Origin of the sequence: Alcaligenes faecalis, from assembly GCF_009497775.1 — a bacterium.
In the GTDB taxonomy this organism is placed as follows: Bacteria; Pseudomonadota; Gammaproteobacteria; order Burkholderiales; family Burkholderiaceae_B; genus Alcaligenes; species Alcaligenes faecalis_D.
In genome coordinates, this window is record NZ_CP031012.1 from 2,905,859 (window position 1) to 2,928,936 (window position 23,078).

General features: G+C 55.2%; 19 protein-coding genes and 1 tRNA gene. 5 read left to right on the plus strand and 15 right to left on the minus strand.

Going from position 1 to position 23,078, the window contains the following annotated elements; all coding sequences use genetic code 11:
- Window positions 1–96: 96 nt before the first annotated feature.
- From DUD43_RS19260 to ilvB, 7 genes are all read right to left on the minus strand, one after another.
- On the minus strand, window positions 97–399 hold the full coding sequence (locus tag DUD43_RS19260) for a hypothetical protein (RefSeq protein ID WP_221079235.1): 303 nt from the start codon (window positions 397–399) through the stop codon (window positions 97–99).
- Window positions 400–896: 497 nt separating this feature from the next.
- Window positions 897–3,035 (minus strand): polyribonucleotide nucleotidyltransferase, encoded by a 2,139-nt coding sequence (gene pnp, locus DUD43_RS13545; RefSeq protein ID WP_153230688.1) that lies wholly within the window; start codon window positions 3,033–3,035, stop codon window positions 897–899.
- 89 nt (window positions 3,036–3,124) lie between these two features.
- Window positions 3,125–3,394: a 30S ribosomal protein S15 gene (gene rpsO, locus DUD43_RS13550; RefSeq protein WP_003801068.1), complete on the minus strand. Its 270-nt coding sequence runs from the start codon at window positions 3,392–3,394 to the stop codon at window positions 3,125–3,127.
- 166 nt (window positions 3,395–3,560) lie between these two features.
- Window positions 3,561–4,328: a CDP-diacylglycerol--serine O-phosphatidyltransferase gene (gene pssA, locus DUD43_RS13555; RefSeq protein ID WP_153230689.1), complete on the minus strand. Its 768-nt coding sequence runs from the start codon at window positions 4,326–4,328 to the stop codon at window positions 3,561–3,563.
- Window positions 4,329–4,865: 537 nt separating this feature from the next.
- Entirely contained in the window at window positions 4,866–5,882 is a 1,017-nt protein-coding gene (gene ilvC / locus DUD43_RS13560) for a ketol-acid reductoisomerase (protein ID WP_153230690.1), read from the minus strand.
- A 215-nt stretch (window positions 5,883–6,097) separates the two neighbouring features.
- Window positions 6,098–6,589, minus strand: a complete 492-nt coding sequence (ilvN, locus tag DUD43_RS13565; protein WP_003801075.1) for an acetolactate synthase small subunit — start codon at window positions 6,587–6,589, stop codon at window positions 6,098–6,100.
- A 10-nt stretch (window positions 6,590–6,599) separates the two neighbouring features.
- Window positions 6,600–8,321, minus strand: a complete 1,722-nt coding sequence (ilvB, locus tag DUD43_RS13570) for a biosynthetic-type acetolactate synthase large subunit (protein WP_153230691.1) — start codon at window positions 8,319–8,321, stop codon at window positions 6,600–6,602.
- Window positions 8,322–8,761: 440 nt separating this feature from the next.
- Between ilvB and DUD43_RS13575 the strand changes: the two genes are divergently transcribed.
- On the plus strand, window positions 8,762–11,047 hold the full coding sequence (locus DUD43_RS13575; RefSeq protein ID WP_153230692.1) for an FUSC family protein: 2,286 nt from the start codon (window positions 8,762–8,764) through the stop codon (window positions 11,045–11,047).
- Window positions 11,048–11,336: 289 nt separating this feature from the next.
- Here the strand turns inward: DUD43_RS13575 and yaaA are convergent, their stop codons facing one another.
- From yaaA to DUD43_RS13595, 4 genes are all read right to left on the minus strand, one after another.
- Window positions 11,337–12,122, minus strand: a complete 786-nt coding sequence (gene yaaA, locus DUD43_RS13580) for a peroxide stress protein YaaA (protein WP_153230693.1) — start codon at window positions 12,120–12,122, stop codon at window positions 11,337–11,339.
- 79 nt (window positions 12,123–12,201) lie between these two features.
- A complete protein-coding gene (locus tag DUD43_RS13585; protein ID WP_153230694.1) occupies window positions 12,202–12,984 on the minus strand; it encodes a 3-hydroxybutyrate dehydrogenase in 783 nt (260 codons plus the stop codon).
- A gap of 97 nt (window positions 12,985–13,081) precedes the next feature.
- Entirely contained in the window at window positions 13,082–13,771 is a 690-nt protein-coding gene (locus DUD43_RS13590; RefSeq protein ID WP_153230695.1) for a YoaK family protein, read from the minus strand.
- Between the two features lie 116 nt (window positions 13,772–13,887).
- Window positions 13,888–13,977 (minus strand) — tRNA-Ser (locus DUD43_RS13595).
- 300 nt (window positions 13,978–14,277) lie between these two features.
- Here DUD43_RS13595 and DUD43_RS13600 point away from each other — a divergent pair.
- Together DUD43_RS13600 and DUD43_RS13605 are read left to right on the plus strand one after the other, a co-directional pair.
- A complete protein-coding gene (locus tag DUD43_RS13600; RefSeq protein ID WP_035272137.1) occupies window positions 14,278–14,688 on the plus strand; it encodes a hypothetical protein in 411 nt (136 codons plus the stop codon).
- 183 nt (window positions 14,689–14,871) lie between these two features.
- Window positions 14,872–15,177, plus strand: coding sequence for a hypothetical protein (locus DUD43_RS13605; protein WP_153230696.1), 306 nt, complete (start codon window positions 14,872–14,874; stop codon window positions 15,175–15,177).
- Window positions 15,178–15,257: 80 nt separating this feature from the next.
- Here the strand turns inward: DUD43_RS13605 and serS are convergent, their stop codons facing one another.
- From serS to DUD43_RS13625, 4 genes are all read right to left on the minus strand, one after another.
- On the minus strand, window positions 15,258–16,604 hold the full coding sequence (serS, locus tag DUD43_RS13610; RefSeq protein ID WP_153230697.1) for a serine--tRNA ligase: 1,347 nt from the start codon (window positions 16,602–16,604) through the stop codon (window positions 15,258–15,260).
- Between the two features lie 142 nt (window positions 16,605–16,746).
- Window positions 16,747–18,060: a replication-associated recombination protein A gene (locus tag DUD43_RS13615; protein WP_153230698.1), complete on the minus strand. Its 1,314-nt coding sequence runs from the start codon at window positions 18,058–18,060 to the stop codon at window positions 16,747–16,749.
- Between the two features lie 124 nt (window positions 18,061–18,184).
- Window positions 18,185–18,811 (minus strand): outer membrane lipoprotein chaperone LolA, encoded by a 627-nt coding sequence (gene lolA / locus DUD43_RS13620; RefSeq protein ID WP_153230699.1) that lies wholly within the window; start codon window positions 18,809–18,811, stop codon window positions 18,185–18,187.
- A complete protein-coding gene (locus tag DUD43_RS13625) occupies window positions 18,801–21,176 on the minus strand; it encodes a DNA translocase FtsK (protein ID WP_035272127.1) in 2,376 nt (791 codons plus the stop codon). The genes lolA and DUD43_RS13625 overlap by 11 nt, the downstream gene beginning before the upstream one ends.
- Before the next feature lie 43 nt (window positions 21,177–21,219).
- On the opposite strand from DUD43_RS13625, the gene trxB reads away from it, so the two are divergent.
- Complete coding sequence (gene trxB, locus DUD43_RS13630) at window positions 21,220–22,176, plus strand: thioredoxin-disulfide reductase (RefSeq protein ID WP_035272125.1); 957 nt, start codon at window positions 21,220–21,222, stop codon at window positions 22,174–22,176.
- Entirely contained in the window at window positions 22,163–22,930 is a 768-nt protein-coding gene (locus DUD43_RS13635) for a Smr/MutS family protein (RefSeq protein ID WP_153230700.1), read from the plus strand. Before trxB ends, DUD43_RS13635 begins: the two co-directional genes overlap by 14 nt.
- Window positions 22,931–23,078: the final 148 nt, after the last annotated feature.

Here is a 23,078-nt window from a genome sequence, read left to right on the forward strand (position 1 = left end):
TCCACGTATTGCCTGGTTGGCCCATGCCGTATGATAGTCAGCCCCCATCAGCAACACAGCCTGATTCTGTCAGGCCCCTACATCCAGCAAAGCGCTCTATGACTCGGGCGCCGACCCCACGGCAGGATTCACGCCAAACACGACCACGGGCACATCCGGCCCGGAGCCTTTTTCCGCCAGCCAGATTTGCAACTGCTGAGCAAGCTCCAGGGGGCTGAGCTCTCGATCCTCAAGGTTTGGCGCCAAGGCAGCCAGACCCGCAAAAACAGCATGTGAGTGAGCATCAATCAGACCAGGCATAACGCGTCGCCCCTCAAGGCTTAGCATGCGAGTTTCCGGCCCCTGATATTGCAAAATCTGCTCACGCTTGCCTACGGCCAAAATTTGGCCCTGACTCACGGCCATCGCCTCGGCATCAGGCGCATTTACATTGGCGGTATAGATCTTCGCATCCAGAAAGATCGTATCCGCGACTTCATAGGCACCAACGCTCCACGCAGATCCAACTAGCGCCGCAGCACACACGCATCTGGATAGCCTGCTTATCCCCATCATGTAATTTCTCCTGCATCAGCTTTTGACCATGCTCGGCCAGCACCCACACCAGCAAGAACTCAGACCTGGATCAGCATGGCATCGCACCATTCTATGTTTATGGATGCATTTTATGAGTTCGATATCCAGGCAGCGCTTAATAAAGCCCCCGCAAGCCCAAGACAAACGCTACCAAGGCACATTACAGATTTCCTCCAGAGCGCAAAGGCCAAGACTTTAGACAGGATGAGCAACGTTTAAACAAGTAGCACTCAAACCATTAGCCCACCCAAACCCGGCAGCTCCAAACGCAAAAAACCCGCCGAAAGGCGGGTTTTTCTTCAAGCAGACTGCAAACGCTATCAGGAAGCAGCAGGAGCAGCTGGGCCGCCTTGAGCTTCGATACCACCGATAGCCTTGATCGACAGACGCAGACGACCCTTCTCGTCAGCTTCGATGACCTTGACCTTAACAACCTGACCTACTTTCAGTACGTCATTGATGTTGGCGATACGGTAGTTGGCAATCTCGGAGATGTGCAGCAAGCCGTCACGGCCTGGCAGCACTTGCACAATCGCACCAAAGTCCAGCAAGCGCATCACTGGGCCTTCGTATTCCTGACCCACTTCCACTTCAGCGGTCAGTTCTTTGATACGACGCTCGGCTTCGCGGGCCTTGTCCAGATCGGCGCTGGCGATAGTGATGGTGCCGTCATCCGAAATATCGATCTGTGTACCGGTTTCTTCGGTCAGGGCGCGGATGGTTGCACCACCCTTACCAATCACGTCACGAATCTTCTCGGGGTTGATCTTCACGGTCAGCATGCGAGGCGCAAATTCGGACATCTCGGTACGGGAACCGTCGATGGATTCTTTCATCTTGCCCAGGATATGCATACGGCCTTCGTGAGCCTGAGCCAATGCAACCTGCATGATTTCCTTGGTGATGCCCTGGATCTTGATGTCCATCTGCAAAGCAGTAATACCTTTCTCGGTACCGGCAACCTTGAAGTCCATATCGCCCAGGTGATCTTCGTCACCCAGGATATCTGTCAGCACAGCAAACTTGTTGCCTTCCTTGATCAGGCCCATGGCCACACCGGCCACGTGATCTTGCACAGGCACGCCAGCGTCCATCATGGACAGCGAGCCACCGCACACCGATGCCATGGAGGAGGAACCGTTGGATTCAGTGATCTCGGACACCACGCGGATGGAGTACTGGAAGTCTTCAGCAGCAGGCAGCAAGGGAGTCAAGGCACGCTTGGCCAGACGACCGTGACCGATTTCACGACGCTTTGGAGCGCCAAAACGGCCAGCTTCGCCGGTGGCGAACGGAGGCATGTTGTAGTGCATCATGAAGCGATCGCGGTATTCACCCATGATCGAGTCAATAATCTGCTCGTCTTGCTTGGTACCCAGGGTGGTCACCACCAAAGCCTGAGTTTCGCCACGTGTGAACAAGGCGCTGCCGTGAGCACGGGGCAAAACGCCCAGACGGATGCTGATAGGACGCACTGTGCGGGTGTCGCGACCGTCAATACGGGACTCGCCGCTCAAGATGCGCGAACGCACAATCTTGCTTTCCAGGTCGAACATCATGTTTTCGACGGCAACCATATCAGGCTGATCCTGACCGGCGGCTTCAGCTTGAGCCTTAACCGTTTCTTTAACCTGAGCGTAGACAGCGCGCACTTGCTCGGTACGAGCTTGTTTTTCGCGAGTCTGGTAGGCCTGTGTCAGACCTTCTTCAGCAGCAGCGGTAACCGAAGCCAGCAGACTTTCGTTAACAGCAGCAGGCTGCCAATCCCACTCGGGCTTGCCAGCTTCTTCAACCAGTTCGTGAATGCAGTTGATGGCAGCTTGCATTTGCTCGTGAGCAAACACCACACCACCCAGCATGATTTCTTCGGACAATTGCTTGGCTTCGGACTCAACCATCAGCACAGCTTGTTCGGTACCGGCCACAACCAAATCCAAAGCCGAGGATTTCAGCTGAGTAGCGGATGGGTTCAGTACGTACTGACCATCAACGTAACCCACGCGAGCAGCGCCCACAGGACCATTGAAAGGAATGCCGGAGATAGCCAGGGCAGCCGAAGCGCCGATCATGGCAGCGATATCAGGATCAATTTCAGGATTGACCGATACCGTGTGAATGATGACCTGAACTTCGTTGTAGAAGCCTTCAGGGAACAGAGGACGCAGTGGGCGGTCGATCAGGCGGGAGATCAGGATCTCGCGCTCGGACTGGCGGCCTTCACGCTTGAAGAAACCACCAGGGATCTTGCCAGCGGAGTAGGTTTTTTCGACGTAATCAACAGTCAGAGGGAAGAAGTCCTGACCTGCTTTCGCTTCGCTTTTGCCAACAACAGTGGCCAACACAACAGTGTCTTCAATCGAAACCAGCACGGCACCTGACGCCTGACGTGCGATTTCGCCGGTTTCCAGAACGACGGTATGTTCGCCGTACTGGAAAGACTTGGTGACTTTATTGAACATTAGGAGAATCCTTACAATAAAAAAACCGTGCACACAGCGAAACCAGTTCGCCGAATGCACGGTTGTTTAGCGGGGAGCCAGCCCCGGTATCACTTACGCAGACCGAGTTTTTCGATCAAAGCACGGTAAGCGTCTGGATTACGACCTTTCAGGTAATCCAGCAATTTGCGACGACGGCTAACCATGCGCAACAGACCACGACGGGAGTGGTGATCTTTGTTGTGAGCCTTGAAGTGGCCGGTCAATTCGTTGATGCGAGCGGTCAGCAAAGCCACTTGCACTTCTGGGGAGCCTGTATCGCCTTGTTTACGCTGAAACTCGGAAACGATATCGACTTTTTTGATATCTGCAACTGCCATTTTATTTAGCCTCTAAGACTTGCGTTAGGACCGAGGTGCCCTAACGTGTTGAAAATGAGATTGAGTACACCAGACCCACCGGGTCCAGTGCAAGCAAATGATTATAACGAAAAACCGGGCAAGGCGTTAAGCATTTCGGCCTGCTGGCCTGCCAAAGCCAGGAATTTTAGTTGTTTCCACGCCGAAGTCGTGCCAAAGCACGGGCTCGACGCCAGCGCCAGGCCATCACGAACCAGCCCGACAAGCCATACAGGCAGAACAGGCCAAACAGGAAGACCGGCGGATCCGTAGAGACAAATACGAAGATCAGCACGAACAGCAACATGGCCCAAAATGGCACGCTGCGGCTGATGGCAAAGGACTTGCCGCTATAGAACGGCGCATTGGACACCATGGCCAGACCGGCATAAATGGTCAAACCGAAGGCCACCCAAGGAATCACGTTTACTTGCAGGGACAGTTTGTTATCCACCGCCAGCCACACAAAGCCGGCCACCAGCGCAGCGGCTGCCGGACTGGGCAAGCCCTGGAAAAAACGCTTGTCGACCACTTCAATATTGGTATTGAAACGAGCCAGGCGCAGCGCACCACCGGCTACGTAAATAAAGGAGGCCAACCAGCCCCAGCGCCCCAAACCCTGCATGGCCCAGACGTACATGACCAGCGCGGGAGCTGCACCAAAGGAGATCATGTCGGCCATGGAGTCGTACTGCTCGCCAAAGGCAGACTGGGTGTTGGTCAAACGAGCGACCCGCCCGTCCATACCGTCAAATACCAGTGCCAGGAAAATAGCGATGGCTGCGGCTTCAAAGCGGCCATTCATGGCCTGCACAACGGCATAAAACCCCGCGAACAGATTGGCGGTCGTAAATGCGTTGGGCAGAAGATAGATGCTACGCCGACGACGGGTTTCATCATTGAGCAAATTGGGCATAATTTATGCTTTAAGAGTTGTTGCTAGAGACTTGACGCTCAAATGTAGCATTGTAAGCCAAGCCACAGAGCGAGAATAATTCAGGCGAATAACCGTCAGCCGCCTTAAAAAGGGCTGGATACGCAGAGCCAAACCCAAGCCTGTTCAGGCCGACAGACATCAGACATCAGGCATCAGGCATCAGGCATCAGGCATCAGGCATCAGGCATCAGGCATCAGGCAAGAGTATAAACTCCCGTCCCTCAAAGAAGAATCCGTGAATCGCAGGGCAACGGCGCTCGCCGCGCTGCATCTGCCCCGCCCTGCCCAGATAGTATTGGCTGGCCTGGAATTGTCTGACAGTGCTGCAAAAATCAATAATACAGCGCCCAAACCCATCACGAATCCACTGATATCCGGGCACCAGAAGACCCTGGTAAACGTGAATACAGCTCAACAGCTATAAAAACAAAATAAAAAACCGGCTGGCGCCAAAAGACGTCAGCCGGTTTTTTGTTCAAGACCAGGACAGGCTATGCACCTGCCCCGATATCAAACTTAGTTCTTGGACTTATCAACCAGCTTGTTAGCGGCAATCCAAGGCATCATGGAGCGCAGTTTGCCACCCACCTGCTCGATCTGCGATTCGGCGTTGATACGACGACGCGAGATCAGAGTAGGAGCGCCAGCGGCGTTTTCCAGGATGAAGTTCTTGGCGTACACACCAGTCTGGATGTCTTCCAGGCACTGACGCATGGCTTTGCGGGTTTCGTCGGTAACAATCTTCGGACCGGTCTCGTACTCGCCGTATTCGGCGTTGTTGGAGATCGAGTAGTTCATGTTGGCGATACCGCCTTCGTAGATCAGGTCCACGATCAGCTTCAGTTCGTGCAAGCACTCGAAGTAAGCCATTTCAGGAGCGTAACCAGCTTCAACCAGCGTGTCGAAACCAGCCTTGATCAGCTCAACGGCACCACCGCACAGAACAGCCTGTTCGCCGAACAAGTCGGTTTCGGTTTCTTCGCGGAAGTTGGTTTCGATGATACCGGCACGGCCACCGCCGTTAGCGGATGCGTAAGACAGGGCCACGTCGCGAGCAGCGCCAGTCTTGTCCTGGTAAACAGCGATCAGGTGAGGAACGCCGCCGCCTTGGCTGTAGGTGCCACGCACAGTGTGACCAGGAGCCTTGGGAGCAATCATGATGACGTCGATATCGTCACGTGGCACAACTTGGCCGTAGTGAACGTTAAAGCCGTGAGCAAATGCCAGAGCGGCGCCGGGCTTGATGTTCTCGGCAACCTGGTTGCGGTAAACCTCGGCAATGTTTTCGTCAGGCAACAAGATCATGACGACATCAGCGCTCTTGACGGCTTCAGCCACTTCCTGAACTTTCAGGCCAGCGTTCTCGGCTTTGCTCCAGGAAGCGCCGCCTTTACGCAGACCGACAACCACGTTCACGCCGGACTCGTGCAGGTTCAGGGCGTGGGCGTGGCCTTGCGAGCCGTAACCGATGATGGCAACGGTCTTGCCTTTGATCAGGGAAAGATCACAATCCTTGTCGTAGAAAACTTTCATTTCAGGTGCTCCAAATTTAATAATTTCGCTTAAACAGCAATTCGAGAATGGCCGCTCATGCAGCAGCGGCACAAAAAGGACCTTGACTCATTACTTCCAGAACAGGGCCACCGCGGTCTACACAGCGTCAGGCCGTGTTTACACTTTATAAGGAGCCGCCTTGAAAAGCAGCTCCTTGAATAAAAGCGGTAATTATGTCCTGAAAAAGCCTTGGCTTACAGCTTTAAGACACGTTCGCCACGGCTGACACCAGAGACCCCGGTGCGCACTGTTTCAAGAATGGCCGTACGATCCAGCGCATTGATGAAAGCAGCAATTTTGTCTTGAACACCGGTCAGTTCGATGGTGTATGTCTTGTCCGTAACATCAATGATGCGACCACGGAAAATATCCGCCATGCGCTTCATCTCTTCACGTTCCTTGCCCACTGCCCGCACTTTGATCAGCATGAGTTCACGCTCGATGTGTGGGCCTTCGGACAGATCCACCACCTTGACCACGTCAACCAGACGATTCAAGTGCTTGGTGATCTGCTCGATGACGTCGTCCGCCCCTCGGGTAACGATAGTCATGCGAGACAGGGTATCGTCCTCGGTTGGGGCAACCGTCAAGGTCTCGATGTTATAGCCACGGGCCGAAAACAGGCCGACTACACGGGACAGTGCGCCGGGCTCGTTTTCCAGAAGGATAGAAATGACGTGTTTCATGGTTCTCTCCTTACAGATCGTCCGGGCCCAAGAGCATTTCTGTCAGGCCGCGGCCTGCTTTCACCATCGGGAACACGTTTTCGGTTTGATCCGTGATGAAGTTCAGAAATACCAGGCGGTCTTTGTGCGTGGTGAAGGCTTCGCGAATAGCGGGGACCACATCGGCTGGCTTGTCGATCTCCAGACCCACGTGACCATAGCTTTCCACCAGTTTGACAAAGTCAGGCAGTGCATCCACGTAGGACTCGGAATAACGCGAGCCGTAGTCGATTTGCTGCCACTGGCGCACCATGCCCAAATAACGATTGTTCAGGCAAAGAACCTTGGGGCTCAAGCGGTACTGTTTACACGTAGACAGTTCCTGGATGTTCATCTGGATGGAGCCTTCACCGGTGATGACGGCAACATCCTGGCCGGGGTTGGCCATTTGCACACCCATTGCGTACGGCAAGCCCACGCCCATCGTGCCCAGGCCACCGGAGTTGATCCAGCGACGAGGCTTATTGAATTTGTAGTACTGAGCCGCCCACATCTGGTGCTGGCCCACGTCGGACGTCACGAAAGCGTTGCCGCCCGTCACTTCCCACAGGGATTCCACCACGAATTGCGGCTTGATCAGTTCGTCCGACTTGGCGTAGGCCAAGGAGTTCTTGCCACGCCAGACGTTGATCTGTTTCCACCAGTCGTTCAAGGAAGGCTGGTTCTGCGATTCCTGACGGCTTTGCGCATACAGCTCGTTGAACTCGGTCAGCACGTCTTTGACACAGCCCACGATAGGCACATCAACTTTCACGCGCTTGGAGATCACGGAAGGATCAATATCAATATGAATGATCTTGCGTGGGTTCTGGCTGAAGTGACGAGTATTACCGATCACACGATCGTCGAAGCGTGCGCCAACTGCGATCAGTACATCGCAGTTTTGCATGGTCATATTTGCTTCGTAGGTACCGTGCATGCCGGGCATACCAATGTACTGGTCTGCCGTACCCGGATAGGCACCCAAGCCCATCAAGGTTGTTGTGCAAGGGGCACCACTTAACTTGACCAGTTCGCTCAGCTCGCTTTCAGCATTACCCAGCACCACGCCACCACCAACATAAATCAGTGGGCGCTCGGCGCTATTGAGAATCTGGACGGCTTTCTTGATCTGCCCCTGATGGCCTTTGGTCACAGGTGCGTAGGAACGCATCTTGACCTCGCCACGCTTGGGCGTGTATTTGCACGTTGCAGTCGTAATATCTTTGGGGATATCAATCAGCACAGGACCGGGACGGCCTGTAGTGGCAATGAAAAATGCCTTGCGAATGGTATCGGCCAAATCACGAACATCGCGCACCAGAAAGTTGTGCTTGACGCAAGGACGGGTGATACCAATGGCATCACATTCCTGGAAAGCATCTTCACCAATTGCCTGGGTGCTGACCTGACCACTGATGATGACCATCGGAATGGAGTCCAGGTAAGCGGTCGCAATACCGGTGACGGCATTGGTGACGCCCGGGCCACTGGTTACCAGTGCCACGCCAACTTTTTGGGACGAACGGGAATAGGCATCCGCAGCATGAACAGCAGCCTGTTCATGACGCACAAGAATGTGCTGGAAGCGGTCCTGCTTGAAGATTGCGTCGTAGATATAGAGAACGGCACCACCCGGATAACCGAAAACGTGTTCCACGCCTTCGTCCGCGAGCGTGCGCACAACAATATCTGCGCCATTTAATTCAGACATGAGTTTTCCTTTCAGTCTTGCTCTGCAATATCGATCGACCACGACGGTCCGAGCTTGAACCGATGTCAGCAACATGATCTGGCGCTTCATGGCCCACAGGACCACACCACCCAGACACATTACCGTCCGGCCTGCACTCTTCGACACCCAGTGCGTGCATACAAAAACGTATGCGTTAGCTTGAAACGGAAGTCCTGGCATCCCACGCTTGTGACGCGGCCAGCAACAAAGTTTTTAGGCGCAAAAAACCGGGCGGATGGCCCGGTTAACAGTGCCTCGCTACAATTTGCTCGGATAAGGAGCAAAAACACCTGGTTACTTTACCTTGACTGCTCAAAGCGAGCAACTGTGATTGTTGGTAAAGTGCAAAAAAACAGGCTTAAAGCTTGCATACGTAAAACGATATACTGTCTACCTATGACGAGCTGTCCGGGTATTTTATGGCATCGCCCATCCCACAATTAAAACAATTCCTGTATAGCCACTATTTTTTCGGCGGACTGCGCCAGTCCATCGGTGTGCTGTTGCCGGTCATTATTTTGGGCCGCTTCTTTGGTCACTATGACATTGGTGTCATTGCGTCCATGGGCGCCACCTGCGTTGCCATCATTGACCAGCCCGGCGGCCCGCGCCGCTACCGCAACAATGAAATGCTGGGTGGTATTGCCCTGGGCACTGTCACTGTCGGCCTGACAGGTCTGGCTTCCAGCTCTCCCCTGCTGCTGGTACTGTGCGTCCCGTTTCTGTGCTTTCTGTACAGCATGTTCTCCGTCTTTGGCCGTCGTGGCGGGCTGATCGGCTTTGCCGCTCTGCTTCTGATGACCTTGACGATGCGATTTCCCATGCAGCCTCACGAGGTCCTGGCGCATACGCTGTATTCCTTTGCGGGTGGCCTGTCCTACTATCTGTTCAGCACCCTGTTCCGACGCTTGTTCTGGTATCGGGAGGAGCGCCAGACACTGGCGGTGGCCCTGTTTGCCACGGCGGAATACATGGAAGCGCGTTCGCAGTTTTATGACCCCACCTCGGACCTGGATGCCTGCTATCGACGGCTGATCAATCTTCAATCCAATATGACCGAAAAGCACCAGGCTGCCCGCGACGTGGTGCTGCGTGAGCTGCCGCGCGGTTATGGACGAGGCGATCATCACCGCAAGGCGCTGCTGACGATCTTCCTGAATATGGTCAGCATTCTGGACTCGCTGGTTGCGACCTATACGGACTACACCGTCCTGCGCCGTCAATTGGCCGATAGCGACTTCATGATTTTTGCGCGTGATGGCCTGCACAAGCTGTCGCTGGATATTGGCCGTATTGCGATGAACGTGTCGCGCAGTACACGTACCCAACGACGAGCCAGTGTCAAAGCCGAAATCCGGGCCATGGAGTACGAGCTGGAGCAATACAAGCGTCAGGGCATGTCGCAAACCGACCCGGAAACCTATGCCTTGCTGGTTCAGGTCTTGCGCCGCCTGCGTAACCTGAACCGTATTGTGGACAGCATGGCTAGCCTCTCACATCGCGCCAGCCAGAATCTACCGGTCGACCAGTATCTGAACAAATCGCTAAGCCGCATGCTCTCGCGCGAAGAGCTGCGTCTGGGCATGCTCAGCAGCAATATGAAGCTGAAGTCCTCCCACTTCCGCTATGCAGCACGTGTCAGTATTGCTTCCATGGTGGCCCTGGGAGTGGGTGCGCTTAGCGCTCACTTCCAAAGCGAACTGGGTCTGGTCAGTGCCCTGACGGCTCACAGTTACTGGATCATCCTGACGATTCTGGTGATCATGAAGCCAGGCTTTGCCATCACCCGCCAGCGCAATGGCTGGCGTCTTTTTGGCACGGTACTGGGCTGCGGAGCCGCCTTCCTGCTCCTGAAACTGACGGACAACCGCGAGCTGTATCTGATCGCCATGTTGCTGGCCTACCTCCTGGGCAACAGCCTGGTTCAACTGAACTTCCTGCTATCCGCCTTGTTCAACACGATTTTTGTGATCCTGTCCTTCCAGTTCCTGTCCACAGGCGGCTCCTTCATTATTGGAGAACGTCTGGTGGATACGCTGATTGGCTGCGGTATTGCCATGGCTGCCAGTTACTTGCTGCCCAACTGGGAATCCAGCGCCATGACGGGGCTGGCCCGAGCCGCCCTGGCCGCCAATAAAGAATTCTGGCGCGCAGGCATGGAGTTCGCTCGCCTGAGCCGCCTGCATAACCAGATCCTCAAAAGCGGTCAGGAAGGCGAACCGACCATGACAGAGGCCCAGAAAAGCCAAGTGGATCTGGACTTGATGGAAGCCGATACCGCCTGGCAAGTGGCGAACAAGAACGTGCATATTGCCTTCAGCAACTTTGCCTCGGCCTTTTATCGCATGATGGATGAGCCTGTCAGCCGACAAGCCAATGTGTCCCTGCTGAACAACCTGTTGATCCAGAACCACGTGCTGGCCTCACAGATCAGCGCTGCGGCCCCGCTGCTGGCCAATTTGAGCCAGATTCCGCCGGGTATACAGAACTCTCTGGATGCGATTGGCGCACTGATCAACGACCAGGATGCAGACCCGCCCGCTTCTATCGAAACCGAAGGCGAGCTGGCCATGCTGGCCTACCCTATCCGCCAGATGAGCAAAGCCGCCCAGCTGATACGTCAGGATATGAGAGGTCTGGAATACAGCGCCGGCCCGCAACTGCCGCCTGAGCGCAAGCAGGAACTGAAACAGCAAGGGGCTTGATGGCCATGTCCCGCATACATTTGGAACTCGCTGTCGGGACCAAATAAACAAGAACTCAAAGCGCAAAGCACAAAGCACAAAGCACAAAGCACAAAGCACAAAGCACAAAGCACAAAGCACAAAGCACAAAGCACAAGAGCATAGGGTGCCAATCCCGCCTCAGGGTGCAAGACCAAAAATAAAAAGGCAAGGCGCAATACATGGCCTTGCCTTTCCTTTTCATACCTGCAAGACCGCAGATCAGCTAAGGAGCTGTTCCTACGGCGCAAGCAATAAAGCTACATACTTATCAAGCCTTGGCGTCCTGCTCGGAGCGACGGAACACCAGCTTGTCCTCGCTGGACAACTCAGGCTGGAATACATACCCTTCGCGATCAAACGCCTTCAGACCTTCCACCGTTTGCACTCGCTTGTCGATGACAAAGCGGGCCATCAAACCACGGGCTTTCTTGGCGTAGAAGCTGATGATCTTCCAGACGCCGTTTTTCTCATCCTGGAATACACACTGAACCACACGGGCACGCAGCGCTTTCTGATCCACCGCCTTGAAATACTCTTCCGAGGCCAGGTTCAATACGACGGGCTTGGTTTCGCCTTCCTGACGCTCGTTCAGGTAATTGGCAATGCGGCTGCCCCAGTACGCGTACAAATTCGCACCACCGGGGTTCTTCAAGCGAGTACCCATTTCCAGACGGTAAGGACGCATCAAATCCAAAGGACGCAACGCTCCGTACAAGCCGCTAAGAATCACAATGTGATCCTGCGCCCACTTCAGCTCCTTGTCCGACAAGTCGGTAGCAGCCATGCCCTCATACACATCGCCATTGAAAGCCAGAATGGCCTGACGGGCATTGGAGCGGTCAAACTTGGGCTCCCACTCCTGGTAACGCTGGACATTCAAACGCGCCAGGTCGTCGCTGAGCTTCATCAAGCCAGCAATATCCTCTTCGGACTGAGTGCGCAAAATATCAATCAAGCCTTGCGCCTGCTCCACAAACAGAGGCTGCGTTTCCAGCTCCGTGCGTACAGGGGAATCGTAATCCAGCTTTTTCGCTGGCGAGAGCAATAACAACATGCGCCTATATCCTTTCTATCCAAGCAGATAAAGGGCCAAGCCCTTTATCTGTTATCTACAAAATACGCTCTGACAGCGATTAGCGAGCCGTCCAGCCACCATCCAGGCTTAGCGTCGTACCTGTCATTTGATCTGCGGCGGCAGAGGACAGGAACACAGCAGCGCCACCCAATTGCTCGGGAGTCACAAACTGCAGGGAAGGTTGTTTTTCAGCCAGCAGCTCGCGTGCGGCGGCTTCAATATCAATCCCTTTTTGCTGGCTGATCGCTTCAATCTGTTTTTCCACCAAGGGAGTACGTACCCAGCCTGGGCAGATTGCGTTGCAAGTAATACCCTTGCCGGCATTTTCCAGCGCGGTCACTTTGGTCAGACCCACAACACCGTGCTTGGCAGCCACATAAGCGGACTTATTCACCGAGGCCACCAGACCGTGAGCCGAGGCGATATTGATGATGCGCCCCCAACCCTGCTTTTGCATGATGGGCAAGGCAGCCGCTGTGCCGTGAAAGACAGCCGACAGGTTCAGGGCGATGATGGCGTTCCATTTATCAACCGGGAACTCTTCGATAGGCGCGGTGTACTGAATACCGGCGTTATTGACCAGAATATCCAGACCGCCCAGGGCCTCTGCCGCCTTGGCAACAAAGTCGCGCGTGGCCTGTGCGTCGCTCAGGTCTGCATTCAGATAATAGGCTTTGACACCAAACTTGGACTCCAGCGTGCTGCGCTCGCGCTCGATATCTTCAGGCTGACCAAAACCATTGATCACCACATCTGCACCGGCTTTTGCCAACTCGGTGGCCATGGCCAGACCGATACCACTGGTCGATCCTGTTACGACCGCTTTTTTACCTTTCAGCATAGATACCTCGTGAGTATTGACAACAGAGAACTGAAACCCCAAGTGTACTCGCCGCCCTGCACTGCCGGGAAATGCAATGGGATCCTTTTGTCCGGAATCATCCAGAAGGCTGCTCCAGCTTTCTGAGCGCTACCGCGCTCCAGACCGCAATCACGGGCGGCAAGACAAAGCTCCACATTCCCAAGAGCACATAGGCCAGTGCCGCCAAGGCACAACCCACTGCAAAGCTGGCAATGGCAGGGAGCATTTTGCGTAGCCGTCCCGTAGATGACGCATCGCCCAGGCCTTTGAGCCGGTCAGCCAGATCAATCATGACCTGGGTGGTGTTGCCGGTCATCAGGGTCGAGGGCGGCAACTGGCTCAAATGCATGCGCTGCATGGCATTTTGCACAGCCATGGCAACAACCATCAGCATGCCTGCAACAAAAGCAGGCAAGGCATCGCTATCTGCGAATGGGCCAAACACCAGCATCAGAGTGGCGGCGATAGCCAGCAGCAGAACCTGAGCCACGATCAGGCTGTGCATGGGGGCCTTTTGCCGGTCTACCAGAGCATTGCTGGCCAGACGCGTCAAAGCGACAGCCACACAAAACACGGGCAAGGCCAAAAGTTTGGAAATCGCCCCTGTGCTGCCATGAATCAAGGCAGCACCCAAGGTCACGAAGTTCCCCGTCACATGCGCAGCAAACAGGCCATTCAATGCCAGAAAGCCTGCCGTATCCACATAACCGGCGTTAAAGCCCAGCAAGTAGCTCAAAGGAACTGATGGGGTTTTGTTTTCAGACATCCGCGCTCCCAGGGAAGTAAGCCTCAAAGGCTACTGGCAAGTCGTGTCACTGTCACTGCACGCGGCGCAGAAAATAAAAAAGCCCTTGAATAATCAAGGGCTTTCAAAATTCTAGGTGGCGGACAGGGTGGGATTCGAACCCACGGTACGCTTGCACGTACGCCTGATTTCGAGTCAGGTACATTCGACCACTCTGCCACCTGTCCGCGATTGCTTATATGGTTACAAGCAAGCCCATAAATATAGATGAAAGAACACACTTTGACAAGCACTAAAGACGCATAGCACTGGCGTCAAAGAACAGCATTTTCGGATAAGCCCCTTGAGCCAAGCCAAAGAATTCTTTTCAATCAAGGGTTTACCCTCCATTTCGGCCCATTTCGCTTGTTCCCCCTGAGTCGCAGGCCTATATTGGAAGTACACATTGATGCATCGCAGCCCTGCCCTTTTTAAGGCAGTCCTTGTAATTCCGACGCAGCTTGCCGGACTTGATAAAAGGAATTGTCATGCAAACCTTCCAATGGATTATCGACGCCAACGGCGATGGCATATACAGCCTGAATGAGATTCTCCAGACTGTGCGCTGGGCTTTCCGTATACCAGGCAGCCTGGTGGTTGAAACCCTGGGTTCTATCCCGGTCCTGTCTGATGTGTTGCGTATTCAGGCCTCGGATGCGACGGGCTACGCTTCCCTGCGAGGCGGGCTGGTCAATATCCTGTCGCTGTTCTTCTGGGCCGCTCTCTGTCTCTGGTTTCTGGAAGTCAATTCCAAGCCACGTGCAGAGCCTCCACAGCGCAACGCACGCCATACGCCACACCTGAACAAGCAACTGGATTCCGTGCACGGTAGACAGCTACACGCAAACTACAACCGTCGCCCTATCCGCCATCGTCAGGTTGAACGCCATACCTTCTGAACCAAGCCATGCGCCTCCCCTGCCCCGTCAGGCAGGGGACACATGTGTTAAGAAAGGTAAACCCCTGGCATAGCTCATACGAGCCATGTTGCTTTTGGAAGTGCTTTGCCAGGATTACCTAACGTTTGAGCTACAGGTTTTGGGCAACAATCGCTGCAGCTAGAGTCACGAGAGGTGCAGCATATGAAAAAGCTACTATTCGCCGGTTTGATGGTTCTGGGCACCAGCACCGCCTTCGCAGGTGGTGTGAATGTGGACATCAATGTCGGTATTCCCGGTATCGGTTACGGACCGATCTACTACCCGCCCGCACAAATTGTGGAACGCCCGGTTTATGTCGCTCCACCGCCGGTGGTTTATCACCCTCCACGTTATGTGTATCGTCCCGGCTACGTGGAATATGGCCGCTCCAACAAGGAATGGCGCAAAGAACAGCGACGCGCCCACAAGCGCTGGCGCAAGCAGCAGGAGCGCTACTGGGATGATTGATCACTCCATGCGAATCCAGAAATAAAAAAGGGCTGAGGACCAGTACGGTCATCAGCCCTTTTTCTATTCTGACAGATGCTTTACTTGGCAGGCACCAGACGCTCCAGACCGCCCATATAAGGACGCAGAACCTTGGGCACAATCACGCTGCCGTCTTCTTGCTGGTGGTTTTCCAGCACGGCCACCAAGGCGCGGCCTACAGCCAGACCGGAACCGTTCAGCGTATGCACGAATTCCGGACGCGCCTTGCTGTCAGCACGGAAACGCGCTTGCAGACGACGAGCCTGGAAAGCCTCGCAGTTCGACACCGAGGAAATCTCGCGGAACGTATCCTGTGCAGGCAACCACACTTCCAGGTCGTAAGTTTTAGCAGCAGAAAAGCCCATATCGCCAGTGCACAGCTGCACCACACGGTATGGCAGTTCCAGAGCCTGCAGAACGTGCTCGGCGTGACCGACCATGGACTCCAGCGCTTCGTAGGATTGTTCAGGGTGAACGATCTGCACCATCTCTACTTTGTCGAACTGGTGCTGACGGATAACACCACGTGTATCACGGCCACCGCTACCGGCTTCCGAACGGAAACAAGGCGAATGAGCAGTCAGACGCATAGGCAACGCATCACCAGCCAGAATCTCGTCGCGCACCATGCCCGTCAAACTGATCTCGGAGGTCGATATCAGGTACAGGTCCTCAGGCTTGGATTCGGCCGGATCGGCTGGCTCGTTGTCCTGACCACCTTTGGTGACCCAGAACATATCGTCCTTGAACTTGGGCAGTTGGCCTGTGCCGTACAAGGTGGATGCGTTCACGATGTAAGGGGTGTAGCACTCGGTGTAGCCGTGCTCTTCCACTTGGGTGTCCAGCATGAACTGCGCCAGAGCACGGTGCAAACGGGCCAGAGGGCCACGCAGAACCATGAAACGGGCACCAGCCAGTTTGCGAGCTGCTTCAAAATCCAGACCGAATTGCTCACCCAGGTCCACGTGATCACGCGGCGCAAAGGTAATGTGCGCAGGCTTGCCCTGATCATCTTTGGGACCGGGAATCCAGCGACGCACTTCAACGTTATCTTCTTCAGACTCGCCCACCGGCACGCTGTCGTGCGGCAGGTTAGGAATTGTGGCAAACCAGGAGGACAGCTCGGCCTGCACCTGGGACAAGTCCTGCTCCAGCTGCTTCAGACGCACAGGGATTTGCTGGGATTGAGCCAATGCTTCGCTGGCGTCTTCGCCCTTGGACTTGAGCTGACCAATGCGTTTGGCCAGTGCATTGCGCTCGGCCTGCAGGGTTTCGGTTTCCACCTGTACCGCTTTGCGGCGGGCTTCCAGCTGCTGGAAACGCTCGGTGTCAAATTGCACGCCACGTTTCGCCAGGCCCTGTACCAGCGGCTCCAAGTCTTTGCGTAATTGGTTCAGATCTAACATTTAATAGCCATATAGGTGATGGTTCAATCCCGATTGATCTGGTGATTTTAACCACAAGCCACCACAAGCGCAGCACAGCGCAAGCCGTAGCGGGATATCGGGAAATACGGAGGTGACAGGCCAAGCAAGCACCTGTCCTGTCTTAAGTGTCTTTTTTACCGGCCTGCTCGTCCAGCTGACGCAGGCGCTCCATTTTTTCAGCAATCTTGATTTCCAGACCACGGGGTACCGGCTGATACCAATGCGGATCGGGAATGCCGTCCGGCAGGTAGGTCTCACCCGCCGCGTAGGCATTGGGTTCGTCATGCGCATAGCGATACGCATGACCGTGGCCCAGCTCTTTCATCAGCTTGGTCGGTGCGTTGCGCAAATGCACAGGCACTTCGCGGCTTTTATCCTGCTTCACAAAGGCTCGGGCCTGGTTGTAGGCCATATAGCCGGCATTGCTCTTGGCTGCGATCGCCAGGTAAATCACGGCCTGCCCTAGTGCCAGCTCTCCTTCGGGGCTGCCCAGGCGCTCGAAGGTCAAGGCAGCATCGTTGGCAATTTGCATGGCGCGCGGATCGGCCAGACCGATATCCTCCCAAGCCATGCGTATGATACGGCGCGACAAATAACGGGCGTCTGCCCCACCGTCCAGCATCCGGGTCAACCAATACAAGGCCGCATCCGGGTTGGAGCCACGCACCGACTTATGCAAAGCAGAAATCTGGTCGTAGAAATTGTCGCCCCCCTTGTCAAAACGCCGTGAGTTCAAAGTCAGCGCGTTTTGCAGGAAGTCTGTCGTGACCAGCTCGGTGCCGGAGGTCTTGGCGGCCGTATTGGTCTGTTCCAGCAGGTTCAAGAAGCGGCGGGCATCGCCATCGGCATAGCCGATCAGGGTGTCAACGGCTTGATCCTCAAACTCCAGACCATCCAGCGCGTTCTGCTCCTGTACTCGGCGCAGCAACAACTTCAGCTCATCATCCGTCAAAGACTTGAGCACATAGACCTGTGCCCGCGACAGCAAGGCCGAATTGACCTCGAACGACGGGTTTTCTGTGGTGGCACCAATAAAGGTCACCAAGCCGCTTTCAGCATAAGGGAGCAGCGCGTCTTGCTGGGACTTGTTGAAGCGATGTATCTCGTCCACAAACAGGATGGTGTGCTTGCCCATGGCCAGATTCTGCTGGGCCTGCTCCATGGCAGCACGAATATCTTTCACACCCGAAAAAACGGCGGACAAGGCGATGAACTCGCACTCGAATGCACTGGCCGTCAAACGCGCCAGCGTGGTTTTACCCACACCCGGCGGCCCCCAGAAAATCATGGAATGCGGTTTTCCGGACTGAAAAGCCAAACGTAGTGGCTTGCCCTCGCCCAACAGGTGAGACTGCCCCACCACCTGATCCAGAGTTTTGGGGCGCAGTGCTTCGGCTAAGGGTGCGGAGGGTTCTTGAGCGAACAAATCACGCATGGCGATCGCCCTTCCTAAAATGGCAAGACCTGGCCAAACGAGCCAGGTCTGTATTGAAAACTTGATTTGCTGGAGTCAGCAAGAGGCTAACCCCGGCTATCTCTGCGCAAGAACAGATTGCGCCTCAAGGCATGGAGACAACATCAACCCCGGCAGGTGCCTTGAATGTAAAAGTGCCCAAGGTAATACGGGGATTAGGGTCCAGATTGGTGAAGTCGATATAGGTAGTTTGCCCAAACGAATCCTGCAATTCCAGACGACGCGGCTCACGACCTTTGAAGCCGATATCCACGTAAGAGAAACCCGCATCACTTTGCAAAGGCGTTGCCCGGATCCACTCCAAGCCATCTCGTGCATCTTGCTCGGCCAGGCGGAAGGACTCTTCCAGATTGCCCGTGCCAAACAGGATCGCGGCAGGCGAAGCGCCAATGGATTGATCCACACCGCGCTCGGTGACCTGGGCCAGATCCGGGTCGTATTGGTAAAGCACCTTGCCGTCCGACACAATCAACTGCTCATAAGGACGTTGCACATGCCATTTGAACTGGCCGGGGCGCTGAAACACGAATTGCCCGGATTGCGGTGCCCCTTTGGACTGGCCGTTGCTATCGACCGTACGCTGGGAAAACTCGCCTTTTGCAGCACGTACATCCTGCACAAAAGAGCGCAATTGTTCGCTGGCCGAAGCGGCCATGGTCAAGGCAGGTATAGCGGCCAGCAGCATGCTGACCAGCAGTGTCTTAATCTTCATCTTTGGCACCTCCTGCGGGGACCAGAATTTCGCGGTTACCGTTGGGCTGCATGGCCGATACCAAACCAGCCTGCTCCATTTGTTCCAGCAGTCGGGCTGCCCGGTTGTAACCGATACGCAAATGACGCTGCACCGAGGAAATCGAAGCGCGGCGATTCTTGATAATGACTTGAACGGCCTGGTCGTACAGCGGGTCTGCTTCAGCATCTGCCATGCCGGTCGCCGGATTGACGCCATCAGCCGATTCGCCTTCGATAGCACCTTCCAGCAGGCCCTCGATGTAATCGGGCTCGCCATGTTCTTTCAGGTGCTCAACCACGCGGTGAACTTCCTCATCGCTGACAAAAGCGCCGTGCACCCGTTTGGGCAAACCTGTACCGGGAGGCAAATAGAGCATATCGCCCATGCCCAACAGGGTTTCCGCCCCCATCTGATCCAGAATGGTGCGCGAGTCGATCTTGGAGGACACCTGGAAAGCGATACGGGTTGGAATGTTCGCCTTGATCAGACCCGTAATGACATCCACGCTAGGACGCTGCGTCGCCAGAATCAGGTGAATACCAGCCGCACGAGCCTTCTGGGCCAAACGGGCAATCAACTCTTCGATCTTCTTGCCCTGCACCATCATCAGGTCAGCCAGCTCGTCAATGATGACGACGATCATGGGCAGAACGGACAACGGCTCGGGAGCATCCGGCGTCAAGGAGAAAGGATTGGGGATAGGCTCTTCACGCTTTTGCGCTTCGCGTATCTTGGCGTTGTAACCGGCCAGATTGCGCACGCCCAGCTTGCTCATCAAGCGGTAGCGTTTTTCCATTTCGGCCACACACCAGTTCAAGGCGTTGGACGCCAAACGCATGTCCGTGACCACCGGAGCCAGCAAATGAGGAATGCCTTCATAGACACTCATTTCCAGCATCTTGGGGTCGATCAGAATCAGGCGCACATCTGCCGGGTCTGCCTTGTACAGCAGCGACAGAATCATGGCGTTAATCCCCACGGACTTACCGGAGCCGGTTGTACCAGCCACCAGCAGGTGAGGCATCTTGGCCAGATCCGCGACCACGGGTTTGCCGGCAATATCCTTGCCCAACGCCATGGTCAGCAAAGAAGCACTGCTGTGATAGGTTTGCGAGCCAACGATTTCTTCCAGACGCACCATTTGGCGACGGGGGTTGGGCAGCTCCAGGCCCATCAGATTCTTGCCGGGAATGGTTTCCACCACCCGGATGCTAACCAGACTCAAGGCGCGGGCCAGGTCTTTGGCCAGATTCACGATCTGGCTACCTTTCACGCCAGTAGCAGGTTCAATCTCGTAGCGCGTAATAACCGGACCCGCCTGGGCAGTCACCACGGTTACCGAAACACCAAAGTCCGACAATTTCTTTTCAATCAGACGGGAGGTGAACTCAATGGTTTCCGGCGACACCGTTTCCACATTGTCAGAGGCGGGGTCCAGCAGGGACAACGGCGGTAAATCGCCCGCTTCGCCAGCCTGACGAGGTGCCTTGAACAAGGTCTGCTGCTTTTCTTTCTCGACGCGCTCGGATTTGGGGACGGCCACAAAAGCAGGTTCGATACGAACAGGCTGTTCGTGTACCAGTTGCTCCTGCTTGGCGACCACACTTTCGGTACGCTCGGCACGTTTGACTTCGCCCACGCGACGATCCTGACGAGCCGACCACAAGGTCATCACACGACGAATCGCCCCTTCGATGAAGCCACCCAGGCGTTCAGCCAGCGTCAGCCAGGAGAAACCGAAGAACAAACTGGCCCCACCGGCGAGCAGGCCCATCAGCACCAAAGTGGCACCGCCAAAGCCTATCGAAGTTACTAATAGTTGCGATAATAATTGGCCTAACTGCCCGCCAGCTCCCGCCGGGAGCTGCCATTGCTGGCCCAGGTCTTTAAAAAACAGCGATTCCAGGCCCATGCTGCCCAGAAACAAAAAGAAAAAGCCTATGCCAATTTCCCAACGCACCCGAGGCAGAACATCCTCGTTTTTGGTGCTGGGCAAGAGCAAGGCGGTCAGACGATAAAAGCCCACGGCCACGCGCTGCACCAGCAGCACCACCCAGAGCCAGGCCGTCAGACCAAATAGAAACAAGAGAAAATCAGCGATATGGGCACCAAAAATGCCCCCGCCGTTTTGGGTCAGCCCCGAATGCACGGAGTGCGACCAGCCGGGATCGCCCGGATCCCAGGTTGCCAGTACCAGGCCCAGCCAGGCTGCCAAAGCAGCGAAGATAATCCACCGTGCTTCGCGCAGCAGTCCTGTCAGGCGCTGTTGCAGGGCTGAAGGCCCATTACGCACATTTTTGGATGACCGGGACGAACGAGGGGATGTTGCAGGTATTCTTGCCATGGACTCATTATAATTGGAGATCGTCTTTTTCGGATTTTCTGTGATGTCGACTACTAAGCACGCAAAAGTACTCATTCTGGGCTCAGGCCCGGCCGGCTATACCGCAGCGATCTACGCAGCCCGCGCCAACCTCAACCCCGTCTTGGTTACTGGCATGGAGCAAGGTGGCCAACTGATGACCACCACGGATGTAGATAACTGGCCAGCCGATGCCCAAGGTGTCCAGGGACCTGATCTTATGGCACGTTTCCAGGCTCATGCAGAACGATTCGAAACAGAATTAATCTTTGACATGGTGTCCTCGGTTGATCTGTCCACCCGCCCACTGACCCTGAATGGTGATAGTGGCACAGTCTACACCTGCGATTCGCTGATTATTGCGACAGGCGCCTCGGCTCAGTACCTGGGTCTGCCAACAGAACAGGAATTCATGGGCCGTGGTGTGTCCGGCTGCGCAACGTGTGACGGTTTCTTCTACAAGAACCAGGACGTGGCCGTGGTCGGTGGTGGCAATACTGCCGTGGAAGAAGCCCTGTACCTGTCCAATATTTGCAAGACCGTGACGCTGATACACCGTCGCGATACCTTCCGTTCCGAACCCATCCTGACCGACAAGCTGATGGATCGCGTCAAGAACGGCAATATTCGCCTGAAACTGCACAGCGAACTGCAGGAAGTGCTGGGTGACGCTTCTGGTGTGACAGGTGTGCGCATCGTCAACAACCAGACCCAGGCCACGGAAGATTTGGCTGTGACCGGCGCCTTTATCGCCATCGGCCACAAGCCCAACACCGGGATTTTTGAAGGCAAGCTGGATATGCACGACGGCTACATCACTACCCGTAGCGGTCTGAAAGGCATGGCCACCATGACTTCCGTTCCTGGCGTATTTGCCGCGGGCGACGTGCAAGACAATATCTATCGTCAGGCAATTACCAGTGCAGCCAGCGGTTGCATGGCCGCCCTGGACGCACAGCGCTGGTTGGATGAAAACAAGTAAGCCCAAAGCCGTAGGCCGTAGCCTGGCAGACCTGAAGAAGTTGCAAGGTCAGGTCCGCCAGGATCTCAATCCGCCGCCGGCCCCCGCCCGTCCTCAGGCTCGCAAGCGCCCTCGCCCACCGGATCCCGGTGGCAAGCCTGCCAAACTGGCCCCTGCCAGTAACGCTACAGCGGCCGAAGACCCCATTTCTTTCTTGGACCCCAGCGACAGGGCCTGGCTACGCCAGTCCATGCGTGACGTCGCTCCCTTGAAAAAACGCGGTCAAAGCATGGTCATGAGCCGCCCTGCGGCCAGCCCGGAACAGCTGGAGCAACGTCGTCGTCACGCGGTGGGTGCGCCGGTCAATACACCCGCCCTGCCCCAAGCCTCTGACCAATATGTCAGTGTGCAAGGTGAAAGCAACGATATACGACACTTGCGTGCAGGCTGTGGCACTGATGTCTTGCGCGATCTGGAACGCAACCGTTGGCCTATTGAGTCCAGCCTGGATTTGCATGGCTCCGATCTGGAGCAGGCGCGCGAACGTTTGGACAACTTTCTGCGCTCCTGTCTGGAACACGGTGTGCGCTGCGTACGAATTGTCCATGGCACGGGCTACGGCTCGCGCAATGGCGAACCCGTTCTGCGTCATGCCGTGCGTCGCTGGTTGACCCAGTTGCCCAGCGTTCTGGCTTATATGGAATGCGCGCCCAATGAAGGTGGCCAAGGTGCTGTCAAACTGGTGCTGCAAGCCATGTCTGAACCCGGTGTTTGATTTTTTTCATTAGGTACAGACGTAAAAAAGGCCAGCTTTCGCTGGCCTTTTTTTTGTTGTTGTTATGTTGTACTGCCTATTGCTTTTATAATAGTGACCGTTTTATTTCGGTCTTTATTGCCCAGCTTTGCGGGGCTATGTCTCCTCA

Coding starts and splice junctions, on each gene's coding strand:
- pnp (WP_153230688.1), bottom strand. CDS start 3,035: ATGTTCAATAAAGTCACCAAGTCTTTCCAGTACGGCGAACATACCGTC.
- rpsO (WP_003801068.1), bottom strand. CDS start 3,394: ATGGCAGTTGCAGATATCAAAAAAGTCGATATCGTTTCCGAGTTTCAG.
- pssA (WP_153230689.1), bottom strand. CDS start 4,328: ATGCCCAATTTGCTCAATGATGAAACCCGTCGTCGGCGTAGCATCTAT.
- ilvC (WP_153230690.1), bottom strand. CDS start 5,882: ATGAAAGTTTTCTACGACAAGGATTGTGATCTTTCCCTGATCAAAGGC.
- ilvN (WP_003801075.1), bottom strand. CDS start 6,589: ATGAAACACGTCATTTCTATCCTTCTGGAAAACGAGCCCGGCGCACTG.
- ilvB (WP_153230691.1), bottom strand. CDS start 8,321: ATGTCTGAATTAAATGGCGCAGATATTGTTGTGCGCACGCTCGCGGAC.
- DUD43_RS13575 (WP_153230692.1), top strand. CDS start 8,762: ATGGCATCGCCCATCCCACAATTAAAACAATTCCTGTATAGCCACTAT.
- yaaA (WP_153230693.1), bottom strand. CDS start 12,122: ATGTTGTTATTGCTCTCGCCAGCGAAAAAGCTGGATTACGATTCCCCT.
- DUD43_RS13585 (WP_153230694.1), bottom strand. CDS start 12,984: ATGCTGAAAGGTAAAAAAGCGGTCGTAACAGGATCGACCAGTGGTATC.
- DUD43_RS13590 (WP_153230695.1), bottom strand. CDS start 13,771: ATGTCTGAAAACAAAACCCCATCAGTTCCTTTGAGCTACTTGCTGGGC.
- DUD43_RS13600 (WP_035272137.1), top strand. CDS start 14,278: ATGCAAACCTTCCAATGGATTATCGACGCCAACGGCGATGGCATATAC.
- DUD43_RS13605 (WP_153230696.1), top strand. CDS start 14,872: ATGAAAAAGCTACTATTCGCCGGTTTGATGGTTCTGGGCACCAGCACC.
- serS (WP_153230697.1), bottom strand. CDS start 16,604: ATGTTAGATCTGAACCAATTACGCAAAGACTTGGAGCCGCTGGTACAG.
- DUD43_RS13615 (WP_153230698.1), bottom strand. CDS start 18,060: ATGCGTGATTTGTTCGCTCAAGAACCCTCCGCACCCTTAGCCGAAGCA.
- lolA (WP_153230699.1), bottom strand. CDS start 18,811: ATGAAGATTAAGACACTGCTGGTCAGCATGCTGCTGGCCGCTATACCT.
- DUD43_RS13625 (WP_035272127.1), bottom strand. CDS start 21,176: ATGGCAAGAATACCTGCAACATCCCCTCGTTCGTCCCGGTCATCCAAA.
- trxB (WP_035272125.1), top strand. CDS start 21,220: ATGTCGACTACTAAGCACGCAAAAGTACTCATTCTGGGCTCAGGCCCG.
- DUD43_RS13635 (WP_153230700.1), top strand. CDS start 22,163: ATGAAAACAAGTAAGCCCAAAGCCGTAGGCCGTAGCCTGGCAGACCTG.